This is a genomic window from Plantactinospora sp. WMMB334, assembly GCF_049179095.1.
GTDB lineage: Bacteria > Actinomycetota > Actinomycetes > Mycobacteriales > Micromonosporaceae > Plantactinospora.
Genome location: NZ_JBMHME010000002.1, coordinates 7,271,173 through 7,297,441, shown reverse-complemented (window position 1 = coordinate 7,297,441; position 26,269 = coordinate 7,271,173). Strand labels below are relative to the sequence as shown.

The window sequence follows — 26,269 nt, the reverse complement described above, 5'->3', positions numbered from 1 at the left end:
ATGTACGCGTGGATCTGGCGCAGGCTGCCGTTCGGGGTGCCGGGCAAGCTGATCGGCTCGTTGCTGATCACGGCGAGCGCGCTCGCCCTGCTCTGGTACGTCGTCTTTCCGTGGGCCGAGCCGCTGCTGCCGTTCGACGACGTCCAGGTGACACAGGAGGGCGGCGTGCCCGGCGACGAGCCGGGGGGCGACGAGCCCGGGGGCGACGAGCCCGGGGGCGACGAGGCGCCGGGCGTCGGTGACGAGCCGCCCGGCGACGAGCACGACCTGCCCTACGACACCACCCGGAACAACACCCCGCCCCCGAGCCCGACCAGGTAGGCCGATGCGCGTCCTCGTGATCGACAACTACGACTCGTTCGTCTTCAACCTCGTGCAGTATCTCGGCCAGCTCGGCGCCGACTGCGAGGTGCACCGCAACGACGAGATCGACGTCGCCGAGGTGGGCCGGCTCGACGTCGCCGGGGTGCTGCTCTCCCCCGGCCCGGGTACGCCGGACCGGGCCGGCATCTGCCTCGACGTGATCCGCGAGTACGGCGGCCGGCTGCCGATCCTCGGCGTCTGCCTCGGCCACCAGGCGATCGGCGCCGCGTTCGGCGGCACGGTCACCCGGGCGCCGGAGCTGCTGCACGGCAAGACCTCCGAGGTGCGGCACCGAGGCGTGGGTATGCTGGCCGGGCTGCCGGATCCGTTCACCGCCACCCGCTACCACTCGCTCGCCGTACTGCCGGAGACCCTGCCGGCCGAGATCGAGGTGACCGGCTGGACCGGATCGGGTGTGGTGATGGCGATGCGCCACCGCGACCTGCCGATCGAGGGCGTGCAGTTCCACCCCGAGTCGGTGCTGACCGAGGGCGGCCACCTGATGCTCGCCAACTGGCTCGCCGGCTGCGGCCTCCCCTCGGCGCTGGACCGGGCACCGGCGCTGGCCGCCGAGGTCGACGCCCGGCGCCGGGCCGCCTTCGTCACGGTCTGACGCGGCTCGCCGACGACCCGCTCGCCCGTCACGGTCTGACCCGGCACTCGCCGACGCACCGTGCGGTGCCCCCACCCGTTCGCCGGCGTCCGGGGACGGCACGCCGGCGACGGGTCACCGGGTCAGCGTTCTCCGGAGCGGGTCGCCGGCTGGTTCAGCGGTGGGAAGAGCCCGCCACCTCCGCCGTCGTCGGTGGGCGTGGGAGTGGGGGTGGGCGGCGGGTCCTCGTCCTCCTCCTGCGGCACGCTGACCGTGATCGTCACGGTGGTGCCGCGTACCCGCTTCTCCCCGGCGCGCGGGTTCTGCCCGGTCACCTCGCCGGCCTCGGCGGGTGGCACCGCTTCACCGTCCACGACCTGCACCTTGAAGCCGGCGTCCTTCAGCCGGTCCCGCGCGTCGTCCTCGTCGAGCCCGAGCACCCGCGGCACCTCGCGGACGTTGCCCTTGGAGACCTCGACCACCACGGTGCTCTCCGGCGCGACCTTCCGGCCCTCGGCCGGGTCGACCTTGGTGACCTGGCCCTCGGGCCGGTCGCTGTCCACGTCCTTGCGGTCGACCTTCAGGTCCAGTTCCTCGAGTCGGGCCTTGGCGGACTCGAAGGTGCTGCCGACGAGTCCGGCCGGGATCGCCACGGTGCCGGGGCCCTCGCAGACCCGGATCTCGACCTCGCTCTCCGGCGCGGCCGTGGCGGGCGGCTCCGGATTCTGTGCGCTGACCTGACCCACCGTGCAGCTCTCGCTGGTGTCCGCCGGGCCGGTCTTCGGGGTCAGGCCGGCCTGCCGCAGGGAGTTCTCCGCGGCCTCCTGGGTCTGACCGACCACGTTCGGCACCTCGACCGGGGTCGCCTCGCCAGCACCGTCGTCCCGGTTGAGCATCAGGGCGGCGACCAGGGCGATCACCGCGAGCACGCCGAGACCGCTCAGGGTGGCGATCACCCAGGCGGACGCCCTGCGGCGGCGGGCGTCGCCGACCCGGGCCGGTGGCATCGGCCGGCCCGCGCCGGCCGGGATCTGCCGGGTGGTGGCGGTGTGCGACATCGCCATCGTCTCGTCCTCGCGCATCACCGGGGTGGCCATCACCGGCCGGCCGGCGGCCGCGCGGAGCAGGTCGGCACGCATCTCGGCCGCGCTCTGGTAGCGGTTGAGCGGGTTCTTCGAGAGCGCCTTGAGCACGATCGCGTCGATCGGCGGGGTGACGTCCGGGTTGAGGTCGCTCGGTGACGGCGGATCCTCCCGGACGTGCTGGTACGCGACGCTGACCGGGCTGTCGCCGACGAACGGTGGATGGCCGCAGAGCAGTTCGAAGAGCACGCAGCCGGCCGCGTAGACGTCGGAGCGGGCGTCGACCGCCTCGCCCCGGGCCTGCTCGGGGGAGAGGTACTGCGCCGTACCGATCACCGCGCTGGTCTGCGTCATCGTGGTGGCGCCGCTGGCCAGCGCCCGGGCGATGCCGAAGTCCATCACCTTGACCTGGCCGGTCTGGGTCATCATCACGTTGCCGGGCTTGATGTCCCGGTGGATGATGCCGTGCCGGTGGCTGAACTCCAGCGCGGCGCAGACGTCCGCGGTGATCTCCAGAGCCCGGCGGGGCATCAGCCGGCCCTCGGCGGCGAGCACCTCCTTGAGGGTGCGGCCGTTGACGAACTCCATGACGATGAAGGGCAGGGTCTCGCCGGTCGGCGCGATCTCCTCGCCGGTGTCGTAGACGGCGACGATCGCCGGGTGGTTCAGCGAGGCGGCGTTCTGCGCTTCACGGCGGAAACGCATCTGGAAGGTGTCATCCCGGGCCAGATCCGTCCGAAGCATCTTTATCGCGACATCGCGGCCGAGCCGGAGGTCGCGCCCGCGGTGCACCTCGGCCATGCCGCCGTAACCGAGCAGCTCGCCGACCTGGTACCTGCCACCCAGCAGGCGGGCCTGCGCCGTCATCTCGTCTGTCGTCCTTCGCTCATCTGGTCACCCCGTCGGGGTACGCGGTCCGCTCCACCTGACGGTACGGCGCGCCGCGCGGCGCGTCGCGTCCGGCTTCCGACCGCAGCTCTGATATCGCCGCCTGCGGCGCTGGCATGCTGCTGCTGTTGTCGAGGTTCTCTCTCCACCTGAAGGCAATCACGCCCGAGCAGATCAGTACCAACAGCCCCAGCACGACGAAGAGCGCGATCAGCAACGAGCGGTTTCCGGGCGACGGCGGCGGTGCGGCCGGGCGCCCCGGATACGAGTATGCGGCCTCCGGGCGGGGCCGGGCTGGCTGCGGCACGGCGGCGGCGCCCCGGTTGTAGCCGGCCGGTCCGACCGCCGCACCGGCCGGCGGGCGGGCACCGGGCGGCACCGCCGGTGAGTGCGGGCTGACCCGGGCGGCGGCGCCGGGCGGCACGGCCGGCGAGTGCGGGGTCACCCGGGCGGCGGCCGGCGGCACCCGGGGGGCCGGCGGCACCGAGGTGGGTCCGTGCGGGGGCGCGGGCGGCTGGCCGGGCCGCTGCGGCGGCAGCGGCAGCGCGGCGACCGGCCGGCCGGGCTGGCCCGACATCCCGGTCGTGGCGGCGGCCTGCCGGGCCACGGCGGCCAGCTCGGCGGCGGTCTGCCAGCGGGCCTTCGGATCCTTGGCCATCGAACGCTCGACAATGGCCCGGATGGCCGGCGGGATGTCGCCGGGAAGCTGCCGGGGAGTCTCCCGGACGTGCTTCATGGCGATCTCGATCGCGCTGTTGCCCTCGAAGGGACGCCGGCCGGCGAGGCACTGGTACGCGACCACACCGAGCGCGTACACGTCGGAGCAGGCGGTGGCGACCTCGCCGGCCGCCTGCTCCGGGGAGATGTAGGAGGCGGTGCCGAGCACCGACCCGGCGGCGGTGAGCTGGCCGACCAGGGCCGAGCGGGCGATGCCGAAGTCGGTGAGCACCAGGGTGCCGTTCGGCCGGACCAGCAGGTTGCCCGGCTTCACGTCCCGGTGCACGATGCCCTTGTCGTGCGCCGCCTGCAGGGCGTCGGCGGCCTGCGCGACCAGCGCCATGGTGCGGGCCGGAGTGAGCCGGCCGACCCGGCCCAGCGTCCGGGAGAGCGCGTCGCCCTCGACGTATTCCATCACCAGGAAGGCGATCTGCTGGTCGCTGCCGTAGTCGTAGACGTCCACCACCCCGGGGTGGTTGATGGTGGCCATCGTCCGGGCCTCGCCCCGGAACCGCTCGGCGAAGCCCGGCTCGTCCAGCAGCGCCGGCAGCAGGATCTTGACCGCCACCGTCCGGCCGAGCACCTCGTCGGTGCCCCGCCACACGTCGCCCATGCCGCCACCGGCGATCCGCTCGTCGAGGCGGTACCGGTTGCCGAGCAGGACTCCGGGCTTGAGCATCTCAGCGGCCTCCCCGGTCGGCGATGACCGCCCGCATGATCTGCTGGCTGATCCGGGCCGCCTCGGCGCTGCCGCCCGAGCCGGCGGCCTCCAGGAAGACGCAGACCGCCGAGACCGGTTTGCCGTCGTCGTTGATCGCGAAGCCGATGAACCAGCCGTGGTCGTCGCTGTTGCCGCCGGTCTCGGCGGTGCCGGTCTTGCCACCGACCCGGTAGCCGCTGATCCTCGCGTTGGTGCCGGTGCCGTTCTGCACCACGCTGACCATCATCTCCTGGAGCTGCCGGGCGACCTCGGCGCTGACCGGCTCGCGGAGCTGTCGCGGCACCGCCGTGTAGTAGTCGGTGGTGCGGTCCGGGCCGAGCTGCTGCTGCACCAGGTAGGGCCGCATCTGCCGCCCGTCGTTGGCCACCGCGGCGGCGACCAGCGCGCCCTGCAACGGGGTCATCCGGACGTTGTTCTGGCCGATCGAGGACTGCGCCACCTGCGGCGGGTCGTCGTTGCCGCCGGGTGCGGTCATCTCACCGGTGCGGCTCGCCGCGACCTTCTGGCCGCCGTCGTTCAGCCGGCCCACGGCCAGCTCGTCGTCCTCGAAGCCGAACTGCCGGGCCTCCGCCTTGAGGACGTCGGCGGTCAGCTTGACGCCGAGCTGGGCGAAGCCGGTGTTGCAGGACTCGGTGAGCGCCTCGGTCAGCGTCACCTGGGCCTCGGGGCAGATGCTCGACGCCGCGTTGCGGATCGGTGTGCCGGCGGTCGGCGGCAGGTAGCTCGATCCGGCCGGGATCCGGGTCTCCGGGGTGTAGCCGTTCTCCAGGGCGGCGGCCGAGGTGATGACCTTGAAGGTGGAGCCGGGCGGGAAGGTCTCGGCGAGGGCCCGGTTCTTCAGCGGCCCGTCCTCGTCGGCGTCCAGCTTGTCGTACGCGGCCTGGGCCTGCTCGGTGTCGTGGTCGGCGAGCGGGTTCGGGTCGAAGCTCGGCATCGAGACCAGCGCCTGGATCGCCCCGGTCGTCGGGTCGAGCGCCACCGCCGCGCCCTTGGTGACGCCCCTGCGGTTCTCGGTCAGCTCCCGGTACGCCGTCTCCTGCGCCCGCGGCGAGAGGGTGAGCAGGATGTTGCCGCCGGCGGTCTGGTTGCCGGTGAAGAGGTCCCGCACCCGGTCGCCGAAGAGCTGGTCGCTGGTGCCGGCGAGGAACTCGTTCTCGCTCTTCTCGATGCCGGTGGCGGCCATGTTGACCGGCTTGTAGCCGATGACGTGCGCGTAGAGCTCGTCCTTGGGGTAGGTGCGCAGGAATTTCAGCTTGCCGCCGGTCTCCCGGCTGCTCGCCAGCGGGGTGCCGCCGGCCTCGATGATGCCGCGCTTGCGCTCGTATTCCGCGACCTGGACCCGGCCGTTGTAGTCGCTGGTGCGGTATTCGTCGGCCTTGTATGCCTGCACCCAGTTGAGGTTGACGAAGAGCAGGCCGAAAAGGACCATCACGACGATGCCGACCCGGCGCAGCGGTGCGTTCACGGCCTGATCACCTCCGTTGTCGCGCCGTGCAACTGGACCGGCGGGCCCGCGGGCGCCCCGCCCGGCCGGGCCTGTGACGTGGCGTCGACCGGCCGGCGGGCGGCGTCGGAGATCCGGAGCAGGGCCGCGACCAGCAGCCAGTTCGCCATCAGCGACGAGCCACCGGCGGAGAGGAACGGGGTGGTCTGGCCGGTGAGTGGGATCAGGCTGCTGATCCCGCCGATGATGACGAAGAGTTGCAGGCAGAGCGTGAAGGAGAGCCCACCGGCGAGCAGCTTGCCGAAGGAGTCCCGGACGGCCAGTGCGGCGCGCAGCCCCCGCTCGATGATCAGCAGGTAGACCACCAGCAGGGCGGAGAGCCCGAAGAGGCCGATCTCCTCACCCATGCCGGCGAAGATGAAGTCGTTGTGCACCTCGGGAATCTCGGTCGGCTGCCCGCCGCCCGGCCCGGTCCCGAAGAGCCCGCCGGTGCCGAGTCCCAGCAGCCCCTGCAGCGGCTGCCAGCCGGCGCCGTACGGGTCGCCGTACGGGTCGAGCCAGATCTCGACCCGGGTGTAGAAGTTCGCGAACGGCCCGCCGACGGTGCTGCCGAGGAAGTACGCCGTGAAGGCGCCGCCGAAGAAGAGGAAGAGACCGATGATCAGCCAGCTGACCCGCTCGGTGGCGATGTAGAGGGTGACCACGAACATGCCGAAGTAGAGCAGCGAGGTGCCGAGGTCCTTCTGGAAGACGAGGACGCCGAGGCTGACCAGCCAGACCACCACGACCGGCCCGAGGTCCCGGCCGCGCGGGAAGTCGACGCCGAGGACGCGCCGGCTGGCCAGCGAGAGCACCTCGCGCTTGCGCACCAGGTAGTAGGCGAAGAAGACCAGCAGCATCAGCTTGGCGAACTCGCCCGGCTGGATCGTGAACCCGCCGACGCTGATCCAGAGCTTGGCGTCCGACTGGGGGTTGACCTGCGAGTAGCGGGCCGGCAGCACCGTCGGGATGATCACCAGCACGATGCCGGCCAGGCCGAGGGTGTACGCGTACCGCGAGATCGCCCGGTGGTCGCGTACCAGGACCAGCAGCCCGGCGGCGAGGATCACCGAGAGCAGGGTCCAGGCGAGCTGCCGTCCTCCGGTGCCGGAGAAGATCGCGAAGTCGACCCGCTCGTCGGGGGCGGCCCGGGCCAGGTCGAGCCGGCGGAGGAAGCCGACGCCGAGCCCGTTGATCAGGGCGACCGCCGGCACCAGCACCGGGTCGGCGTACGGCGCCAGGAAGCGGATCACCACGTGGATCGCCACGAAGACACCGGTCAGGCAGGCCGCCGGCACCCAGAAGTCCAGCGTCACCCGGTCGAGCAGGGTCGCCTCGACCGTCGCCGCGTACGCCGCCGAGACGCCCATGGCGAGCAGCAGCAGGGCCAGCTCGGCGTTCCGCCTGGACCGGGCGGCGACGCGGACACGCGGCAGCTCGCCCGTTGGTGCGGGCGTCGCTGCCGATCCAGGCGGGGCGGTCACGTGAATTCCCTCGGCTCGTCGGAGCTGACGCTCACTCGATCGACCGGCAGCCCGCGGGGTCGGTGACCGGCGGGATCGGGTCGGACGGTGGCGCGTCGGGCGTGCCCGCCGGGGTGGCGGTCGCCTGCACGGTCAGGCCGGGGGTGGGAGTCGGGACGGACGGGGTCGGGGAAAGGCTCGGGGTGGGGGTGACGGCGCCCAGCGTGGGGGTCGGCGGGCAGAGCGGCTTCAGATTGGGATTGTCCGGGTCCTCGTTGGTCAGCTCGGCGAGCCGGCGGACCGCGTCGGGTTCGTCCTCGGCCTGGATGCCCTGCTTCACCTGCTCCTGGGCGGCGGCGGTCAGGTCCTCCAGCTTCGTCGCGCTGGTCTCGTGCACGTTGGAGAGGTCGAGCCCGGCGATCCGGCCCGGGATGCCCTGGAAGACCGCGAGCTGGCCGTCGTCGGTCGCGCCGACGTAGTACTGCCGCTGGGTGTAGTCCCAGCCGAACCAGAGGCCGGCGCCGACCACCCCGATCAGGGCCACGACCAGCACCGCCGTCCGCAGCGGCCGGCGGCGGGGACGCTCGGCGTCGTCGTCGCCGCCCGGCTCCGACTCGGCCGGCTCCGGACTGGCCGGACGCGGCGGGGAGAGCGCCGAGGCCCGGGCGGCCGGCGTCGAGTCGTCGGCCGAGGTCGCCATGCCGCGGTCCCGGGACGCCGCACCGCCGACGATCGGGGCCGCCTCCAGGATGTCCTGGTCGCTGGCGTCCGCGATGATCACGGTGATGTTGTCCGGGCCGCCGCCGCGCAGGGCGAGCTGCACCAGCCGCTCGACGCAGGCCTGCGGATCCTTGATGTCGCGCATCGCGTCGGCGATGGTCTCCGCGCTCACCACGCCGGATAGCCCGTCGCTGCAGATCAGGTAGCGGTCGCCGGGAAGCACCTGGCGGACGGAGTATTCGGGGTCGATGTCGCGACCGTCCAGCGCCCTGGTGAGCAGCGACCGCTGCGGGTGGCTGCTCGCCTCCTCCAGGCTGATCCGGCCCTCGTCGACAAGCATCTGGACGTAGGTGTCGTCCTTGGTGATCTGGGCGAACTCGCCGTCGCGGAGCAGGTAGGCACGGGAGTCGCCGATGTGCACCATGCCGATCTTGCTGCCCGAGAAGAGCAGCGCGGTCAGGGTGGTGCCCATCCCCTCCAGATGCGGGTTGGCGTCGACCGTGTCGCGTAGTTGTTGGTTGGCGGTGTCCACGGCCGAACGCAGCGCGTCGACGAGGGCGTCACCGGGGACGTCCTCGTCGAGCGGGGCCATGGCACCGATGACGATGTTGCTGGCTACGTCACCGGCGGCCATCCCGCCCATGCCGTCGGCCACGGCGAGTAGCCGTGGCCCGGCATAGACGGAATCCTGGTTGCCGTCTCGGATCAGCCCGCGGTCGCTGTGCGCCGCGTAACGCAGGGTCAGAGTCATGGCCGTAATTCGAGAGAGGTGCGGCCGATCCGGATCGGCACGCCGAGGGGGACGGGGGTAGGTCCGGTGACCTTAGCGCGATCGAGGTAGGTCCCGTTAGTCGAACCGAGATCTTCGACGAACCACTGCCCGTTGCGCGGCACGAGCCGGGCGTGCCGGGCCGAGGCGTAGTCGTCGGTGATCACCAGGGTCGAGTCCTCCGCCCGGCCGATGGTGATCTGTGCTTCGCCGAGCGTTATCCGGGTGCCCGCGAGCTGGCCGCCGGTGACGACCAGTTGGTGGGCGGCCCGGCCCCGTTTGACCTTCGCCGGCTTCTGCTGCCCGAGCGCGGCCCCCACCCCGCGTGGCGCGGCGACGAGGCGGCTGGACCTCGCACCGGCGAAGAGGTCCCGACGGATCACCCCGACCACCGTGAAGACGAAGATCCACAGCAGGACGATGAACCCGATCCGGGCAACGGTGATGACGAATGGGGGCAAGGTGATTAGCCGTCCACGCGGAAGGTCAGGGTGGTCGTGCCGAGCTGGATCATGTCGCCCGGGTTGAGCGCCACGGCCGAGACCCGCTGGCCGTTGACCATGGTGCCGTTGGTCGACCCGAGGTCGGTCAGCACCACCTGGGCGCCGTCGAAGTCGAGCCGGGCGTGCCGGCGGGAGATGCCGACGTCCGGCAGCCGCAGGTTCGCCTGGTCGCCCCGGCCGATCACGGTCGAGCCCATCTGCAGCGGATAGGTGCGGCCGTCACCGGAGACGAGCCGGATGTTGCGGCCACCCCCGCCCTGCCCGGGCGGCGCGTAGCCGCCACCCTGGTCGTACGGCGGGTAGCCGCCCTGCTGGTCGTAGGGCGACTGGTGCACCGGCGCCACGTCGCCGCCCGTGTAGACCTCGGCGGTGACCCGGAACATCCCCGTGTCGAGGCCGTCCCCGCGCTCGATCTCGACGATCACGTCGCCGTAGACCGTCCACGCCTGCTCGCCGATGAACTCCGCCTGCGACTGGGCCAGCTCCTGGGCCAGCGCGGCGGCGTACGGCGCCAGCCGACTGTGGTCGTACGGCGAGAGATCGATCACGTAGCGGTTCGGCACCAGAGTGCGCCCGCCGGCGAGGATCGCCTTGTGCGCCTCTGCCTCCCGCTGCATCGCGTTGAGGATCTCGACGGGGTGCACGACCCCCTTGAACACCTTTGCGAAGGCCCCCTCGACCAGGCCCTCCAGACGCTTCTCAAAGCGTTGCAGCACGCTCACCGGCTCCTCCTCGGGTTCCGAGGACATGATGGTATCCGGCCGCCGCACGTGCGGCTCGCACGCCGCTCGGCCGCCCTGCACCGGCCTCTCCTCAGTGGCCGGGATAGTCGTGCTACTCTTCCATCCGCTGCGGGCGGCAACGCCTGCGGCGGCAACAGGGACAGCGTAGTATGTCCCGGCACATGCCGAAGAGCGGGCTCCGGACACGATTGTTATCGTCCTGTGGCGCGTTCGGGGATGAGCCGGGTTGGCCCGGCCTCTCATCGGAAGAGGCACCGGGGCGACGCGGGTCACACCTCGCACGGGGAAGTGGCGGAATGGCAGACGCGCACGGTTCAGGTCCGTGTGCCCGAAAGGGCGTGGGGGTTCAACTCCCCCCTTCCCCACCGCTTCGAGGGGCTCCGTGGTGACACGGGGCCCCTCGTTCATATCGGGGCAAAGGCGCCTCCGCGCTATGCTCCGGGAGTTTTGACCCCGAGGGCGACCCAGGAGTGACGTGTGACAGTCGCGTTGGTGACCGGATCCGGCGGTCTGATCGGCTCCGAGGCGGTCCGGCACTTCGCCGGGCTCGGCCTGGACGTCGTCGGCATCGACAACGACATGCGCCGGCAGTTCTTCGGCGCGGAGGCCTCGACCGCCTGGAACGTGCTGCGGCTCACCAGTGACCTGGGTGCCGCGTACGCGCATCACGACGTCGACATCCGCGACCGGGACGCGCTGGCGGCGATCTTCCGGCGCTACGGCCGCGACATCGGGGTGGTGATCCACACGGCCGCGCAGCCGTCGCACGACTGGGCGCTGCGCGACCCGTTCACCGACTTCGACGTGAACGCGGGCGGCACGCTCAACGTTCTGCAGAACGTGCGCGAACACTGCATCGAGGCGCCGGTCGTCCACTGCTCCACCAACAAGGTCTACGGCGACCGGCCCAACAGCCTCCCGCTGGTCGAGCAGGAGACCCGCTGGGAGCTGGCGACCGACCATCCCTACTACGAGGGCATCAAGGAGGACATGTCGATCGACGGCTCGATGCACTCGGTCTTCGGCGCCTCCAAGGTCGCCGCGGACGTGATGGTGCAGGAATACGGCCGCTACTTCGGCATGAAGACCGCCTGCTTCCGGGGCGGCACGCTGACCGGGCCGGCGCACTCCGCGACCGAGCTGCACGGCTTCCTCGGCTACGTGATGCGCTGCAACATGGAGCGGCGGACATACAAGATCTTCGGCTACAAGGGCAAGATGGTCCGGGACGCGATCCACAGCCACGACGTGGTCGCGGCCTTCGAGGCGTTCTTCCGCGCGCCCCGCTCGGCGGCGGTCTACAACCTCGGCGGCGGGCGGCACTCGAACTGTTCCCACCTGGAGGCGTTCGCGCTGGCCGAGCAGATCAGCGGCCGGGAGATGATCACCGAGTACCGCGAGGCGAACCGGGTCGGCGACCACCAGTGGTGGATCGGCTCCAACGCCGCGTTCCAGCGCGACTATCCCGACTGGAAGCAGATCTACGACGTGCCGATGATCCTCCAGGAGATCTACGCCGCCAACGTCGACAAGTGGGTGCCCCAATCGTGAGCGGGAACGGCAGGGAGAAGGCGTGATCTCGCGGGGAAAGCGGAACGTCCTCGGCGTCCTGGTCGACGCGGTCGACTACGAGGCCGCGACCGAGCAGGTGGTGGCCGCCGGGCGGGAGCGCCGCCCGCTGGCGCTGACCGCGCTGGCCGTGCACGGGGTGATGACCGGGGTCCTCGACCCGGCGCACAACGCCCGGCTCAACGCCTTCGACGTGGTCACCCCGGACGGGCAGCCGGTCCGGTGGGCGCTCAACCTGCTGCACCACGCCGGGCTCGCCGAGCGGGTCTACGGCCCGGACCTGACACTGAGCGTGCTGGCCCGCTTCGCCGACGAGGGGATGCCGGTCTACCTCTACGGGTCGACCGACGAGACGCTCGCCCGGCTGGTCCCCGAGCTGGAGCGGATGTTCCCGGCCCTGAAGATCGCCGGGATGGAGTCGTCGAAGTTCCGGGCCGTCCAGGCCGGCGAGGACGCCGAGATCGCCGACCGGATCCGGAACTCCGGGGCCCGGCTCGTCCTGGTCGGGCTCGGCTGCCCCCGGCAGGAGGTCTTCGCGTACGCCATGCGGCCGCTGCTCGACATGCCGCTGATGGCGGTCGGGGCGGCCTTCGACTACCACGCCGGCCTGCTCCGCAAGCCGCCGCCGTGGATGCAGCGGGTCGGCCTGGAGTGGCTCTGGCGGTTCGGCCTGGAGCCGAGGCGGCTCTTCCACCGCTACATGGTGCTCAACCCGGCGTACGTGGCCCGGCTGACCGCCCAGCGGCTCGGCGTCTGGCGGCCGAGGCCGCCCACCCCGGCGACCGAGCGGCCGGCCAGCTTCGCCGTCTGATCGCCCGCCCAGCTCCGCCCGCCCAGCTCGACCGTCGGCACTGGCGTTTCGGGATAGCGCTTTCCTATGCTGACCCGATGAGGATCGACCAGGGGCTGACCCCGTCCGCGCTGTTACCGAAGATCGACCGGCTCTGGGAGGCGTCGGCCCAGAAGATCGACTCGATCGAGAAGACCTGCCCGCCCGGCACCGCCTCGCCGGTCTTCACCGTCGAGGGGCAGTACACGGCGCGGGGCTGGACCGAGTGGACCCAGGGCTTCCAGTACGGCTCCGCGCTGCTCCAGTTCGACGCCACCGGCGAGCGGCGCTTCCTCGACTCCGGGCGGGAGCAGACCGTCGCGGTGATGGCCAGCCACGTCAGCCACATCGGCGTACACGATCACGGGTTCAACAACGTCAGCACGTACGGGAACCTGTGGCGGCTGATGAACGAGGGGCGGATCCCGGCCGACCGCGCCGAACGCGACTTCTACGAGCTGGCACTCAAGCTGACCGGCGCGGTGCAGGCGGCCCGCTGGCGGAGCACCGCGGACGGCACCGGCTACATCTACTCGTTCAACGGCCCGCAGTCACTCTTCGTCGACACCATCCGCTCCTGCCGGGCACTCGCCGTCTCACACCTGCTCGGGCACGTGCTGATGGGCGAGCGGGACGAGCGGATCTCGCTGCTCGGCCGGCTGCTGGAGCACGCCGGCAACACCGCCCGGTGGAACATCTACTACGGCGAGGGCCGGGACAGCTACGACGTACCGGGGCGCACCGCCCACGAGTCGATCTTCAACGTGAACGACGGCAGCTACCGCTGCCCCAGCACCCAGCAGGGGTACTCACCGTTCAGCACCTGGACCCGGGGACTCTCCTGGGCGATGCTGGGCTTCCCCGAGCAGCTGGAGTTCCTCGCCGTCCTGCCCGACGAGGAACTCGCCCCGTACGGCGGCCGGGACGCCGTCGAGGCGATGCTGCTCCGCGCCGCCACCGCCACCTGCGACTTCTACCTCACCACCACTCCGGCCGACGGGGTGCCGTACTGGGACACCGGGGCGCCCGGGCTGGTCCGGCTCGGCGACCACGTCGAGCGGCCGGCCGACCCGTACAACGCGCACGAGCCGGTGGACTCCTCGGCGGCGGCGATCGGCGCGCAGGGGCTGCTCCGGCTCGGTCGCATCCTCGACCGGGCCGGCCGGACCGAGGAGGGTCGGCGGTACTGGCAGGCCGGGCTCACCGTCGCCGACACCCTCTTCGGCGAGCCATACCTGAGCACCGACCCCCGGCACCAGGGCCTGCTGCTGCACTCGGTCTACCACCGCCCGAACGGCTGGGACCACGTGCCGGCCGGGCAGCGGGTGCCGAACGGCGAGTCGAGCATGTGGGGCGACTACCACGCCCGCGAGCTGGCCCTCCATCTCCAGCGGGTGGCCCGGGACGAGCCGTACTACACCTTCTTCGGCCCGGCCGGGATGTCAGCCGGCCCCGCCGGGACGTCAGCCGGGCAGGTCGGGACGTCAGCCGGGCAGGTCGGGACGTCGGCCAGCCCCGCCGGGACGTCGGCCGGCCGGGTCGGGCCGGAGGTGCCGGCGTGACCGGGCGTCCGGTGGCGATCGTCACCGGCGGCTCGCGCGGGATCGGCCGGGGGATCGTGCTGGCGCTGGCCGGCGCCGGCTACGACCTCGTGGTCAACTACGCCAGCAACGCCGAGGCGGCGGCCCAGGTCGGCAAGGAGGTCGAGTCGCGGGGCGGCCGGGCCCACCTGGTACGCGCCGACGTCTCCCGCCCCGACGACCGGCGACGCCTGGTCGACGAGGCGACCTCGGCCCTCGGCCGGATCGACCTGCTGGTCAGCAACGCCGGGGTGGCCCCGAACGTCCGGGCGGACCTGCTGGAGGCCGGCGAGGAGTCCTTCGACCGGCTGGTGGAGATCAACCTGAAGGGGCCGTACTTCCTGATCCAGCTCGTCGCCAACACGATGATCGCGCAGCAGGCGGAGGGCCGGACCACGCGACCGAAGATCGTCGTCATCTCCTCGATCAGCGCCTACACCGCCAGCGTGAACCGGGGCGACTACTGCGTCACCAAGGCCGGGCTGGCGATGACGGCCCAGCTCTACGCCGCCCGGCTGGCCGAGCACGGGATCAACGTCTACGAGATCCGGCCCGGCATCGTCGAGACCGACATGACCGGCCCGGTCAAGGCCCGCTACGACGACCTCATCCTCAACCAGGGTCTCACCCCGATCCGGCGCTGGGGGCAGCCGGAGGACGTTGGTCGGGCCGTCGTGGCGGTCGCCACCGACCTGCTCCCGTTCAGCACCGGCCAGGTGATCGACGTGGACGGTGGTTTCCACCTGCGTACGCTCTGAGACGTGAAGAAGGGCCCCTTCATATACAAAAAACGATATGAAGGGGCCCTTCCTTTCACAGGGTGAGCGACCAGGTGTTGATGTAGCCGGTGTCGCCGCGGAAGACGTCCCGCACCTGGAGCCGCCAGAGGCCGTTCGCGGCCTCGGAGGAGAGGTTGACGGTGTACGTCGCGTTCACGTTGTCCGCGCCGTCGAAGATGCTGCTGTTCTTCAGCCGGTACGCGCTGTTGTCCGGGGCGATCAGGTCGATGACCAGGTCACCGCGGTAGGTGTGCACGATGTTGACCTCCACTGTGGCAGAGCTGGAGGCGTTGCGGTTGCAGCCGGAGATGGTGATGCTGCTCGTCACGTTGACGTTGGTGTCCGGAATGGAGACGTCGGTGGCGTTGCTGCCGGAGCAGCCACTCCCGCCGCCGGTCACCGTCAGCGTGTAGGTGGCGCTCCGGCTGACCCCCGTGCCGGTGCCGGTGACGGTCACCGGATAGGTCCCGGGGGCGGTGCCGGTCGCGGTGGCGATGGTGACCGTGGACGAGCCGCCCGAGGTCACCGTCGCCGGGCTGAACGTGGCGGTCGCCCCCGCCGGCAGGCCGGCGGCGGAGAGCGTCACCGACTGTGCCGCACCGGCGGTGGTCGCGGTGCCGACCGTCGCCGTGACCGAACCGCCCGGCGCCGTCGAGCCGCTGGTCGGCGAGACGGAGACCGAGAAGTCGTTCGCCGGCGGGTTGCCGTCGGCGACCACGTAGAGCAGCCGGTTGGGGGTGCCGGTGCCGACGTTGCTGATCACGTCGGGGGTGGCGTTGCTGACCAGGTGGTCCCGGACCTGCTGCGGCGACCACGACGGGTTCGCCGAGAGCACCATCGCCGCCGCGCCGGCCACGTGCGGCGACGCCATCGACGTACCGCTGATGGTGTTGGTCGCGGTGTTGCTGTCGTACCAGGCGGAGGTAATGCCGACACCCGGCGCCAGGATGTCGACGCAGGTGCCGTAGTTGGAGAAGCTCGCCGCCGCGTCGGTGTTCGAGGTGGCGCCGACGGTGATGGCGTTCGGCACCCGGGCCGGCGAGTAGTTGCAGGCGTCCTGCCGGATGCCGAGCGCGTTGCCGTTGCCGGCCGCGACGACGTAGGTGATGCCGGCGTTGATGGAGTTGTTGACCGCGGTGTCGATGGCGCTGGACGCACCGCCGCCGAGGCTCATGTTCGCCACCGCCGGGCGCACCGCGTTCGCGGTGACCCAGTCCATGCCGGCGATCACCTGGGCGTTGGTGCCCTGGCCGGAGCAGTTCAGCACCCGTACGCCGTAGATCCGGGCGCTCTTGGCCACCCCGTACGACGTGCCGGCGACCGTGCCGGCGACGTGCGTACCGTGCCCGTGGCAGTCGTCGGCGCTGCCGCCGTCGATCGCGTCGAACCCGCTCACCGCCCGGCCGCCGAACTCGTTGTGGCTGTACCGGATGCCGGTGTCGATGACGTACGCGTTCACGTTCGACGCCGTGTTCGGATAGGTGTAGGAGCTGTTCAGCGGCAGGTTCCGCTGGTCGATCCGGTCCAGCCCCCAGGACGGGGGGTTCGGCTGGGTGCCGGTGATCCGGACCGTCTGGTTCTGCTCGACGTACGCCACCGCCGGGTCGGCGGCGATCCGGCGCGCGGCCCTGGCCGACGTCGTGATCTCGAAGCCACGCAGCGCGGCACCGTAGGTGCGGCGCATCGTGCCGCCGTGCCTGCCGACCAGGCCGCCGGCCTTCGACGCGACGTCTGCCCGGGCCACCGTGTTCTCCTTGAAGACCACGATGTAGCTGTCGGCGATGGCGCCGGCACTGCCGGCACCACGGATGCTGCCTTCCGGTGGCACGGCCGCGGCCGGCGCCGCCGCCGCCGCGATCATGGCCAGAGTGGACACTCCGACGACTACGAACCTGCGAGGGAGACTCATCTCCCCTCCTCCCCTCCGATCGGCGCACGACCGCCCGCCCCGTCCTGAGTCACGGGTCAGCACAAACCGATCGAGCTGAGATTAGTCAGGAGCCGTGCAAAACAGTAGATCCCGAATCTTCTATCACCATGGAAAGATGGCCGTCTCTGCGAGTGGTCGGGAGGAGCCCGGGTACCCCTACGGGTGCCTTCTCCGGGCACCGCTGGGGGCGGGCCCGGATCCGCCGGAACGGAAACCGGGCAAGGCTTGTCGTCATGGACACCGATCTCGCCATCCTGCTCGCGATCGCCACCGTCTGGCTGGTGGCGGGCCTCGTCGTCGAGGGGATGCCCCGGTTGACGGCCGCGCGGGCGCTGCGCCGCCGTACCGGCCTGCTCCTCGCGCTGGTCGGCGCCGGCCTGGCCGGGCTGGCCGGGGTGCTGCTGGTCGGGCTGGTCGCGACGGAGCCGACGCTCGCCGACCGCACCGCGACGGGGCTCGCGCTGCCGGCGGTGCCCGCGGTGGTCGTCGCGGCGCTGACCGTACGCCGGCTGTGGTGGCTCCGGGTCGGGGCCGGCGCCTTCTCCGCCGCGCCGGAGACACCGGCCCCGCCGGCATTGCGGGCCGGCGCCGCCCATCCGATGATCGCCCTGCCGGTGCAGGTGACCGGCCTGGTCATGCTGCCGGCGCTGGTCACCGCGACCGGTCTGGTGCCGCTGACCAGTCCCGGCATGATCGGTGTGGTGCTCACCGCGGCGGTGCTCGCGGTCGGCATGATCGGGGTACGGCACGCCCTGCGGCACAGCCGCCTGGTCGAACGCGCGGTCACCGTCCGGTCGCGGTCATCGCGTACGGCTGGCGTCCTGCACGTATAGCAGTTCGAGGATCGCCCGGGCGGCCTCGAACCAGCGGTCGAGCCAGAGCGAGTCGGGGATGCTGCCCTTCGGCGGCAGCTCCATCAGCAGCCCGCGCAGCAGTGGATGGTCGACGAGCGGCTCGGAGGGCACGTCCGGCCAGCCGGCCGGCGGAAAGACCGGCTCGGTCAACCCGCCCATGTCGAGCGACGGAAGCTTCGGTACGCGCTCCGGCGGACTCGCCGCCGGTAGCATCCCGCCCAGCTCCGAGGAGTGGCTCGCGCCCGGGTTCGACGCGTGGCCCGGCCCCAGGTCGGAGACACGGCCCGCCCCCAGATCGGAGACACGGCCCGGCGACAGGCTCTCCGGCGATCCGAGGTCGGTGCCGACCGACGATTCCTCCGTGGTGGTGCTGGTGTCCCGGCGGGCGCCCCGGTATTTGTTCCCGAGCCGTTCCGGCTTGGCCGAACCGTTGCCCAGATTCTCCGATCCGATCGTCATCCGCCTCGCCCCTGCCTCATCCGGTTATGGACCCCCTGCGGCGGTGGTCGGTGGACCGACTCCGCCATCGGGTACAACGACCCGGCCGCGCGCCGGCGACGGCCGACGGGTAGGCCGGGAGGGTGCCCGGGGAGGTGGGGATGTCCGGGCTGCCCGGGGTGGCGGGGAGGCCGGGTGGCGCGTGGCGGTCAGCGGTCGGCGGTCGGTATCGGATGCGCGACCGACTGCGCCATGACAGGCGCGGCCACCCGGCCGGCATGGCGCCGACCGGATGACCGCGCTGAACTGATTGGCGAATCCGACGGCCGTCAGGCCAGGTCGAATTCACCGTCCTTGGCGCCGCCGACGAACGCATCCCATTCGTCGGGCGTGAAGATCAGGGCGGGGGCGGTCGGGTTCTTCGAGTCCCGTACGGCGATCGCGCCGCCTGCGAAGGCCACCTCGACGCAGTTGTCACAGTTGGGTCCGCTACGCGAACTCTTGTGCCACGCTGCCCCGCTCAGGTCGACGCGGTACCCCTTTGTCTCCACTTCCACAATGGCTCCTCTGCCAACTTCGAAATCAGCGCGACGGACTCCTCCGGGCGCAGGGCTGCCGCGCGGATATGATCGAAGATAAATATGTATTTCTGTAGTTCATCCCGCTTCTCCAGAAAAAGCCCGCCCGTGGCATTTTCGGCGTACACCACGTCCGGATCACCCGGTTCCGGGAAGCCGAGGATGGTGAAAGTGCCGTCCATGCCGGCATGCGCACCGGCATCGAACGGCAGGACCTGGAGCGTGACGTTCGGTAGGTCAGCGGCCTCCACCAGCCGCTCCAACTGGGCCCGCATGACCGCGTCGCCGCCCACCGGCCGGCTGATCACCGCCTCATCGAGCACCACCCACAGATCGATCGGATCGTCCGGGTCAAGTAACGACTGACGGCCCAACCGGACACGGACCCGCTGGTCGACTTCCTCGGCCACCCAGTCCGGCCGGGCGGACCGGATCATCGCCTGGGCGTACTCCTCGGTCTGCAACAGCCCCGGAACGGTCTGCTGCTCGTACGCCCGGACCGAGGCGGCCGCCGCCTCCAGCCCGACGTACGCGCCCGCGAGCACCGGGCTGTACGGATGCCACCAGCCCTTCTGGCGCGCCTCCCGGGCGATCTGGATCAGCTCGTCGCACTCGGCACCCGTCACGCCGTAGATGCCGAGCATGTCCCGCACGTCGCGGACCGTGGCTGTGGTGTGCCCGGTCTCGATCCGGGACACCTTGGACGCGGAGCATTCCAGCAACTCGGCGACGGCCTCGATCGTGACTCCGGCCTTCTCCCGACGCTGGCGCAGCTCGGCTCCGAGCCGGCGACGGCGGATGGTCGGGCTCCGGCGCTCGGTCACCGGATCACCTCCGGTAAGTCAATGGAAAAGTCGGATTGCCGCCGGATCTTCGCCCGGCGGGCGGGGCGGGCGTCCATTCGCGGCGGATGGAGCGAGAGACTGTCGGCCGCAGCTGCCGAAACGGCTCCAGTCTGCCGCCTCCAGGACCGGGGTATCAAGCGCCGGACGGCCCGCTGTCGCCATCCCGGAGCAAAAGGCAAACTGCAACTTGCATTGATCATGTTCTTGATGCACCCTGTGCGTATGGCTCGGGCTACGCAGCGTCTCCCTTCGGTCAGGCGACGCAATGCTCCCCCATTCTCGCCTGGCCGGGGTGACGGTCGTGCCGGCGGTACGGCACGAAGCCCCGCTCCGGGGTAAGAGCCCCCGCCGCTGTATGCCAGGGCCGCTACGGCGGCTGGCGCGTCCCGGAGTCGACAGGTGTCGGCCGGGTTGGTGTGATGGCAACGACGCATCGACCCGGTCGACGCCCCAGCCGGGCCGCTCCGGCACGAGTCCGAACGTCCGCAGCACCGACGTCCGCAGCACCGAACCGCCGCGCCGGTTCCGGACCTCCGGGTCCAGGACCCTCCCCCAGACCCCCGCCCGCCACTTCCGCCGGCCCGCCCCGGCGCCAGTCGGACAGGAGCAGATGTGCATCTTCCCCGCTCCGGTGACGTACTCCACGTGACCCGCTCGGCGAGCGTCCAGTTCGCCGCACCGATCTACTTCCGGGTGATCCGGGCCCATGACTGGCCGACCTACCACGGCTGGATCTGGCTCGACGGTTACGAGCTGAACGCGAGTGGCGACGCGGTCGAGCGGCGGTCGATATTCGTCCAGATCAACGGGCTGCGACACCTGCAACCCAACGCCGGACGGCACAACCATCCGCAGGCCCGGCGGCCGATGCGGACCAACTCCAGCGCGTTCACCGCACGCGTCCGGGTCGGTTGAGCCGCATCTCGGCGAACGTCCGGCCCCGCTCCCGGTAGCAGCCCTAGACTGGGCTCATCCACCCATGGCTTTGACCAACCCGCACGCTGTCGAGGGCCGCCCGAACCTGGGAGCCGCCGATGGCCAAGGACCCCTCCGACCGGGACCGGACGACGTACCGGAGCATGCGGGTCAGTGTGCTGCTGATCCTGATCACCGTTGGCCTGCCGGGCTGCGTGGGCAGCGCCGGCGGCAACCGACCACTGTCCCTGCGGCACCCGGCCGCCAACCCGGCGCCGCCGCCTGCCGAGCCCGCGAGAATGACGGTCGAACCCCGGCCCGGCGAGCCCGAGCCCGGACCCGGGCTATCCGGCGGATCCGAGCCGCAGCCTGACGGGGCGACCGGCTCCGCATTCTCCGCCGGGGCCGACCGTCGCTGGCCGAGCCGCCGCCTCGGCGCCTGGCGCGGAGTGCCGGCCCAGGGTGGTCCGGAAACGCCGGAGCCCACCGTACCGACCGGTCGGGCCGGACACCCGGACGACCCGGGCCCCCGGTGGGCTGCCGACGTACCGCAGCGACAGCCGGGCGGATCCGAGGAGCAGCGGGCCGGGCCGGCGCCGGCCACCCACGGTCCGCCGCCGGGCTATCAGCGATCGCTGGCGTACTCCGGCCTGGCCGGCCTGGTCATCTCGGTCGTCGGGCTGGTCATGGTGGGCAGCAGACGCCGCTACTGGTGAGCCCGTCCCGCGTTCCGCTCCCCGGGCGGGCCGGACGCCCGGCAGGCGCTCAGCCGCCCGGGGTGGGTTGGATCGGGCCGGGAGGACCGGAGGTGCCGGTCGGCGCTGCCGGCGGCGCGGCGACCACGAGGATCACCTCGCCGCCCGGCTCGATCTGCGTGCCGGTCGACGGATCCGTGTCGAGCACGGTCCCCGGCGGCCGGCTGGATACCTGGGTCTCGATCCGGGGAACCAGCCCCAGCCGCTCCAGCGACTCGACCGCCTCGTCGACCTGGAGCCCGACGAGCGGCGGCAGCACGACCGGACCGGCGGCGGTCGCGGTGGCGCTCGGGGTCGCGGCGGTGGTGGTCGGCGGCGGGGTGGTCGGCCTGGTTGGCGCGATCGGACTGGTGACCGCCGGGGAGGGTGGGGTGGGGGTGTCGCGCCGGGCCGAGTCGACGATCAACCAGCCGGCGACGACGAGGATGCCGAGCAGGATCAGCGCGACGGTCCCGACCAGGATCGGCATCCACCAGCGCCGGTCGTCGGCCTCCTCGCCATAGCCCCAGCCGGCCGGTGGCGGCCCGGCCGGCTCCGGACCCCGGGCAGGCACTCCGGCCCGGCCCGACCATGCCGGCGACCGGGGTGGAACCGGCTGGGTACGGTCCGCCGCACCGTCCTGCGGCTGCCCACCGATCCAAGTGGCGTCGCCCTGGGGCGCGTCGCCGTGCGCCCCGCTGATCCGGGTCGCGTCGTCGCGTGCACGCCCGCCAGCGTCACCGGGCGGGACGTCCCCGGCGGCGGCCGGCGGCTCCTCGTCGCCTCCGCCCCGCTCTCCGTGCGTGCCCGGACCCTCCGGAGGCTGCTGCGGGTCGTCGGCCATGGCCTGTCCTCTCGCCGGCGGATGTGACCGGGGCGAACAGCGTCAAATCTATCCGGCCGGCATCCCCGCAGCCATCGTCCGGCGGCTCCGGCGTGTCCGGTCCTCCGGCAGCTCCCGCCATGGCGAACCCCACTGCGGCGAACCCCGCCACGGTGAACCCGTCAGGGCGGATTCCGTCAGGGCGAGGGCGGCACCGACGGGCCGGAAGAGTCGGAACAGTACAGCGCCACCCGTTCGTTCCACCGCAGCACCGTCCCACCGGCCGGCTCCTGGCTGCGTACCTCGCCCTTCCGGCCGGTCGGGTACGCCGGATAGAGGCCGTCGTCGACCAGGCGTTGGGCGGCCTGGTCGCAGGAGTGTCCGGTGAGCGCGGGCACCACCACGTCCGGCGGTGCGCCCACCACGGTGACCCGGACCGTGATCCCCCGCTTCACTGCCGTCCCGGCCCGGGGATTGGTGCTGGCGACGCTACGGTCGTCGCCCGCCCTGCCGAAGATGAACTGCACGCCGAGCCCCATGCGCCGCAACTCGTCCCGGGCCTCCTCGAAATCCTTCCCGACCACGTCGGGCAGCACCATCTGCCCCGGCGCCGGGGCACTGCTGCTCGGCCGGCGGCCGGGGGTCCGGCTCGGCGTTGTCCGGGGCGGTGTACTCGACGACTCCAGCGTCGGCGTCGGGCCCTGCGGCCCGGCCTGCGTGTCACGGTCGTCGCCGCCACCGGCCAGCAGGTAACCGCCGAGGGCACCGACGATGGCGCAGAGAACAAGCCCGACCGCCGCGCCGACGTACAGACCCGTCCGGTTCGAGGGACCGTGGTCGCCGCCAGGAGGTCCCGCCACAGCCTCATCCGTCATACAGCCTCATCCGTCATGGAGACCCTGCCTCACCGCCCGGCGTCGGAGTCGCGCCGGTGTCACGTCCGGCCGGTGGACACATCCGGCCGGTGGAAGTGTGCTGCCCGACAGCATCGGTGGACCGGCCACCGGAATGCAACCGGCCACGGTCCGTGTCGGGGTCGCTGCGCCCCGGTCTGCGGCTCGCCGCAACCGCCGGTGGACGCTACGCTGCCCCGCATGGCCGCACGAGGCTGGGGAGTTTCCGTCGCGACGGCGATCGGCGTCGGCGCCGGTGCCGGCGCCGCTCAACTGGGCTTCGGCTACGGACTCGGCATCATCGCCTGGCTGCCGTCTGCCGGCGGCACGAGCGCGGCCGCCTGGGTCGCCAGTCTCACCTGGGCCGCGTGGGTGGCCGCCACCTCCACCGTCGCCGGAGCGATCTGCGCACACCGGCTCGGTGCGGGTGGCCGGAAATCCACCGCACCGGCCGCCCCGACGGGAGACCCACCGCCGAACCTGGCCACCTTCGTCTGGCGCGCCGCACTCGCGGTCTCCAGCGCGATCGGCGCACTCATCACGGTGTTGCTGGTCGCCGTGCCCGCCCGGGCGGCGGTGCCGGTCGACACCACCTCCCCGCAGGCCGTCGCCGCGGGCTACGCCGTCCTCGGGGTCGTGCTCGGGTTGGTGATGGCGATCTGGGCGATCTCGTCACCGGCCGTCGCCCGCAACGTGATCGGTACGGTCTGCTGGCTCTGGGCGCTCGCCGTGATCGCGGTCGTCGACGGCGTACTCTCCGGTCGCGGCCTGGGCGCCGCCCAACTCGGCGTCTGGCAGCTCACCTCCGACGGGGAGCGCTACTGGTTCCGCGAGTACTTCTACTGGCCCGGGGCCGCGCTGTCGCTCGGTTCGGCACTGGTGATCGGGGCGCTCGCCGCCCGGACGGCGGCCCGTACCCCGGTGACCCGGGTCGGGGCCGCCATCTCGGGGATCAGCGGGCCGTTGCTGGTGGCGGTCGCCTACTTTTTCGCGGCTCCCCGACTGGTCGGCATCCGTCCCGAGCAGGTGTCGGCGCACCTGATGGCGCCGTACGCCGTCGTCGCCGGCCTGGCCGGGTCGGCGTTGGTGGCGGCTCTGGCGCAGCGTTCGGAGGCGTTGGCCGCGCAGGCGGCCGACAGCCCGGACTCCCGCTCCGACCCGCTGCCCTCCGGGGCCCAGCCCTCCGGGGCCCAGCCCTCCGGGGCCCAGCCCTCCGGGGCCCAGCCCTCCGGGACCGAGCCCTCGCGAGCCGAGCCGTCCGGAGCCGAGCCGTCCGGGACCGAGCCGTCCGGGACCGAGCCGCAGGATGCCGGTGCCACCGCCCGGTCCGGCAACAGCGACGCCGGGGCGACCGCGGACAGCGACCGGGGGCGGTTGCCCGGTCAGCCGACCGGCGGGGCGCGGCGCAGCGCCGACGAGGCCGACACCTTCCGGGTACGCTCGACCGCCGGCTCCGGCAGCAGGCGACCGGACTCCGGGACGGCCGGCAGGCCCACTCCGGTCGCCAGCGCGTCCGGGGTCGCCAGCGCGTCCGGGGCAGCCACGGCCGACGATGCCGCCGACGAGACCGAACCGGCCGGGACGGCAGAGCCCGCCGAGCCGGCCGGCGGGGACAGGCCGAAGGGAAGCAGGCTGGGCAAGCTCGGCCGCCGCTCCCGCTGACCAGCCACCGCCTCCGCTGACCAGCCACCACCTCCGCTGCCCGGCCGTTCACGCTGACCGGCCCGGGGGTCAGTCGACCGGCCAGGTGTGCACCGGCTCGTCGGTCCGTTGCAATTCGCCGTACCGGCGCAGCATGTGGTGCAGGGCCTGGGAGCGGTCCATCCCCCGGCCGCGTTCGGCGGCGTGCACCGTCTCCACCTGCCACACCGCGCCGTTGCGGCCGGTACGGCAACGCTGTTCGATGATGCCGAGCAGCCGGTCCCGGTGCGCGGCACCGACACCGAACCGGTCCAGCCCGGCGGCCGCCCTCGGGAGCAGGACGTCGAGCACCAGCTCGGTGACGCGTACCTCGCCGAGCCGGGGCCAGGCGACGACGGCGTCGATGCCCCGCCGGGCGGCCGCGTGGAAGTTCTCCTCGGCGGCGCTGAAGGTCAGTTGACTCCAGATCGGCCGATCGCCCTCGGCGAGGTCGCGGGCCAGCCCGAAGTAGAAGGCGGCGTTGGCCAGCATGTCGACCACGGTCGGCCCGGCCGGCAGCACCCGGTTCTCCACCCGCAGATGCGGCCGACCGTTCATGATGTCGTAGACCGGTCGGTTCCACCGGTAGACGGTGCCGTTGTGCAGCCGGAGTTCGGCCAGCCGGGGTACGCCGCCGTTGTGCAGGATCTCGACCGGATCCTCCTCGTCGCAGATCGGCAGGAGCGGCGGGAAATAGCGGACGTTCTCCTCGAAGAGGTCGAAGATCGAGGTGATCCATCGCTCGCCGAACCAGACCCGGGGGCGTACGCCCTGGGCCTTGAGCTCGTCGGGGCGGGTGTCGGTGGCCTGCTCGAAGAGGGCGATCCGGGTCTCGGCCCAGAGCTGGCGGCCGTGCAGGAACGGCGAGTTGGCGCCCAGCGCGACCTGTATCCCGGCGATCGCCTGCGAGGCGTTCCAGTAGTCGGCGAAGCTGTCCGGTGCCACCTGGAGGTGGAACTGGAGACTGGTGCAGGCCGCCTCGGAGACGATCGAGTCGGTGTGGGTCTGCAACCGCTCGACACCACGGATGTCCAGTTCGATGTCCTCACCCCGGGCGGCGACGATCTGGTCGTTGAGCACCCGGTAGCGCTCGTTGCTGGAGAGGTTGTCCCGGACCAGGTGGCTGGGGGTCAGCGTGGGCAGGATGCCGATCAGGATGATCGCCGCGTCGGACTTGGCGGCGAGTTCCTCCGCCCGGCCGAGGCTCTCCTGCAGATCCTGCTCGTAGTCGGCGAATCCGGCGGCCTCGATCAGGCGTGGCCGGGCGTTGAGTTCCAGGTTGAACTGGCCCAATTCGGTCTGGAAAGTGGGATCGGCGAGGTTGTCCAGCACCTCGGCGTTGCGCATCGCGGGCTCGGCGTCGGCGTCCACCAGGTTCAGCTCGATCTCCAGGCCGGTGGTCGGCCGGTCGGCGTCGAAACCGAAGTCGTCAAGCATGAGCGCGAAGACGTCCAGACACCGGCGTACCTTCTGCCGGTATCTGATCCGGTCCTCCCGGGTGAAGGGGACCTCCGACACGTCCTGGCCCATCTATCCTCCCCGCCGCGAGGCGCTGTCTCGGCACTCCGGGAGCCATGCCCACCCGGAGCCCGTTCGAACCACTACCGTAGGAGCGCCGCGCACACGTGGCCACAACCACAGCGTCGCGGGCCCAGCGTGAGCGGCCAGCGGCGCTGCGTCCACCATTACACACGAGCGGGTGCCCCCTGCCATGGACGCATTACCCAACGAGGTGCCCCGGTCACCATGTGATCGGTAACCGGGGCTCCCGTGGTGTG

At 71.9% G+C, this 26,269-nt stretch carries 24 protein-coding genes and 1 tRNA gene; 11 read left to right on the top strand and 14 right to left on the bottom strand.

Features of this window, described 5'->3' with window-relative positions; translation table 11 throughout:
- Together ACN27G_RS31665 and ACN27G_RS31660 are read left to right on the top strand one after the other, a co-directional pair.
- Entirely contained in the window at positions 1–321 is a 321-nt protein-coding gene (locus tag ACN27G_RS31665) for a hypothetical protein (RefSeq protein ID WP_421496335.1), read from the top strand.
- A 4-nt stretch (positions 322–325) separates the two neighbouring features.
- Positions 326–976 (top strand): aminodeoxychorismate/anthranilate synthase component II, encoded by a 651-nt coding sequence (locus tag ACN27G_RS31660; protein ID WP_421496334.1) that lies wholly within the window; start codon positions 326–328, stop codon positions 974–976.
- A gap of 122 nt (positions 977–1,098) precedes the next feature.
- On the opposite strand, the gene pknB is transcribed toward ACN27G_RS31660, so the two are convergent.
- The 7 genes from pknB to ACN27G_RS31625 form a co-directional block, all read right to left on the bottom strand.
- Positions 1,099–2,904: a Stk1 family PASTA domain-containing Ser/Thr kinase gene (gene pknB / locus ACN27G_RS31655; RefSeq protein ID WP_421496333.1), complete on the bottom strand. Its 1,806-nt coding sequence runs from the start codon at positions 2,902–2,904 to the stop codon at positions 1,099–1,101.
- A gap of 19 nt (positions 2,905–2,923) precedes the next feature.
- Positions 2,924–4,321 (bottom strand): protein kinase domain-containing protein, encoded by a 1,398-nt coding sequence (locus ACN27G_RS31650; RefSeq protein WP_421496332.1) that lies wholly within the window; start codon positions 4,319–4,321, stop codon positions 2,924–2,926.
- Between the two features lies 1 nt (position 4,322).
- The gene (locus ACN27G_RS31645) at positions 4,323–5,828 is read right to left on the bottom strand and encodes a peptidoglycan D,D-transpeptidase FtsI family protein (protein ID WP_421496331.1); all 1,506 of its coding nucleotides are present in this window, start codon (positions 5,826–5,828) and stop codon (positions 4,323–4,325) included.
- Positions 5,825–7,216, bottom strand: a complete 1,392-nt coding sequence (locus tag ACN27G_RS31640; RefSeq protein ID WP_421497532.1) for an FtsW/RodA/SpoVE family cell cycle protein — start codon at positions 7,214–7,216, stop codon at positions 5,825–5,827. The genes ACN27G_RS31645 and ACN27G_RS31640 overlap by 4 nt, the downstream gene beginning before the upstream one ends.
- A 145-nt stretch (positions 7,217–7,361) precedes the next feature.
- Positions 7,362–8,780, bottom strand: a complete 1,419-nt coding sequence (locus ACN27G_RS31635) for a PP2C family protein-serine/threonine phosphatase (protein ID WP_421496330.1) — start codon at positions 8,778–8,780, stop codon at positions 7,362–7,364.
- Positions 8,777–9,259, bottom strand: a complete 483-nt coding sequence (locus ACN27G_RS31630) for an FHA domain-containing protein FhaB/FipA (RefSeq protein ID WP_421496329.1) — start codon at positions 9,257–9,259, stop codon at positions 8,777–8,779. The genes ACN27G_RS31635 and ACN27G_RS31630 overlap by 4 nt, the downstream gene beginning before the upstream one ends.
- A 5-nt stretch (positions 9,260–9,264) precedes the next feature.
- Positions 9,265–10,050 carry an FhaA domain-containing protein gene (locus ACN27G_RS31625; protein ID WP_421496328.1) on the bottom strand — a complete coding sequence of 262 codons (786 nt, stop codon included), beginning with the start codon at positions 10,048–10,050 and terminating at the stop codon, positions 9,265–9,267.
- Between the two features lie 276 nt (positions 10,051–10,326).
- Here ACN27G_RS31625 and ACN27G_RS31620 point away from each other — a divergent pair.
- From ACN27G_RS31620 to ACN27G_RS31600, 5 genes are all read left to right on the top strand, one after another.
- Positions 10,327–10,409 (top strand) — tRNA-Leu (locus ACN27G_RS31620).
- Between the two features lie 112 nt (positions 10,410–10,521).
- The gene (locus ACN27G_RS31615) at positions 10,522–11,595 is read left to right on the top strand and encodes an NAD-dependent epimerase/dehydratase family protein (RefSeq protein ID WP_421496327.1); all 1,074 of its coding nucleotides are present in this window, start codon (positions 10,522–10,524) and stop codon (positions 11,593–11,595) included.
- A gap of 22 nt (positions 11,596–11,617) precedes the next feature.
- Positions 11,618–12,424 (top strand): WecB/TagA/CpsF family glycosyltransferase, encoded by an 807-nt coding sequence (locus ACN27G_RS31610; protein WP_421496326.1) that lies wholly within the window; start codon positions 11,618–11,620, stop codon positions 12,422–12,424.
- 77 nt (positions 12,425–12,501) lie between these two features.
- Positions 12,502–14,004 (top strand): hypothetical protein, encoded by a 1,503-nt coding sequence (locus tag ACN27G_RS31605; protein WP_421496325.1) that lies wholly within the window; start codon positions 12,502–12,504, stop codon positions 14,002–14,004.
- Entirely contained in the window at positions 14,001–14,780 is a 780-nt protein-coding gene (locus ACN27G_RS31600; RefSeq protein WP_421496324.1) for a 3-ketoacyl-ACP reductase, read from the top strand. Before ACN27G_RS31605 ends, ACN27G_RS31600 begins: the two co-directional genes overlap by 4 nt.
- A 55-nt stretch (positions 14,781–14,835) precedes the next feature.
- On the opposite strand, the gene ACN27G_RS31595 is transcribed toward ACN27G_RS31600, so the two are convergent.
- A complete protein-coding gene (locus tag ACN27G_RS31595; protein ID WP_421496323.1) occupies positions 14,836–16,710 on the bottom strand; it encodes a S8 family peptidase in 1,875 nt (624 codons plus the stop codon).
- A 254-nt stretch (positions 16,711–16,964) separates the two neighbouring features.
- Here ACN27G_RS31595 and ACN27G_RS31590 point away from each other — a divergent pair, with 254 nt between their 5' ends.
- Entirely contained in the window at positions 16,965–17,564 is a 600-nt protein-coding gene (locus ACN27G_RS31590) for a hypothetical protein (RefSeq protein ID WP_421496322.1), read from the top strand.
- Here the strand turns inward: ACN27G_RS31590 and ACN27G_RS31585 are convergent.
- The 3 genes from ACN27G_RS31585 to ACN27G_RS31575 form a co-directional block, all read right to left on the bottom strand.
- Positions 17,532–18,044 carry a hypothetical protein gene (locus tag ACN27G_RS31585; RefSeq protein ID WP_421496321.1) on the bottom strand — a complete coding sequence of 171 codons (513 nt, stop codon included), beginning with the start codon at positions 18,042–18,044 and terminating at the stop codon, positions 17,532–17,534. The genes ACN27G_RS31590 and ACN27G_RS31585 overlap by 33 nt on opposite strands.
- 308 nt (positions 18,045–18,352) lie before the next feature.
- On the bottom strand, positions 18,353–18,574 hold the full coding sequence (locus tag ACN27G_RS31580) for a DUF397 domain-containing protein (RefSeq protein WP_421496320.1): 222 nt from the start codon (positions 18,572–18,574) through the stop codon (positions 18,353–18,355).
- Complete coding sequence (locus ACN27G_RS31575) at positions 18,544–19,425, bottom strand: helix-turn-helix domain-containing protein (RefSeq protein ID WP_421496319.1); 882 nt, start codon at positions 19,423–19,425, stop codon at positions 18,544–18,546. The genes ACN27G_RS31580 and ACN27G_RS31575 overlap by 31 nt, the downstream gene beginning before the upstream one ends.
- A gap of 633 nt (positions 19,426–20,058) precedes the next feature.
- Between ACN27G_RS31575 and ACN27G_RS31570 the strand changes: the two genes are divergently transcribed.
- On the top strand, positions 20,059–20,361 hold the full coding sequence (locus ACN27G_RS31570; RefSeq protein WP_421496318.1) for a hypothetical protein: 303 nt from the start codon (positions 20,059–20,061) through the stop codon (positions 20,359–20,361).
- Positions 20,362–20,480: 119 nt separating this feature from the next.
- Complete coding sequence (locus ACN27G_RS31565) at positions 20,481–21,077, top strand: hypothetical protein (protein WP_421496317.1); 597 nt, start codon at positions 20,481–20,483, stop codon at positions 21,075–21,077.
- Between the two features lie 49 nt (positions 21,078–21,126).
- Here the strand turns inward: ACN27G_RS31565 and ACN27G_RS31560 are convergent, their stop codons facing one another.
- A complete protein-coding gene (locus ACN27G_RS31560) occupies positions 21,127–21,939 on the bottom strand; it encodes a PASTA domain-containing protein (protein ID WP_421496316.1) in 813 nt (270 codons plus the stop codon).
- A gap of 176 nt (positions 21,940–22,115) precedes the next feature.
- Positions 22,116–22,793 carry a PASTA domain-containing protein gene (locus ACN27G_RS31555; RefSeq protein WP_421496315.1) on the bottom strand — a complete coding sequence of 226 codons (678 nt, stop codon included), beginning with the start codon at positions 22,791–22,793 and terminating at the stop codon, positions 22,116–22,118.
- A gap of 219 nt (positions 22,794–23,012) precedes the next feature.
- On the opposite strand from ACN27G_RS31555, the gene ACN27G_RS31550 reads away from it, so the two are divergent.
- Positions 23,013–24,473: a hypothetical protein gene (locus tag ACN27G_RS31550; RefSeq protein WP_421496314.1), complete on the top strand. Its 1,461-nt coding sequence runs from the start codon at positions 23,013–23,015 to the stop codon at positions 24,471–24,473.
- A 69-nt stretch (positions 24,474–24,542) separates the two neighbouring features.
- Here ACN27G_RS31550 and ACN27G_RS31545 read toward each other — a convergent pair whose 3' ends face one another.
- Positions 24,543–26,021 (bottom strand): glutamate-cysteine ligase family protein, encoded by a 1,479-nt coding sequence (locus tag ACN27G_RS31545; protein ID WP_421496313.1) that lies wholly within the window; start codon positions 26,019–26,021, stop codon positions 24,543–24,545.
- Positions 26,022–26,269 lie beyond the last annotated feature (248 nt).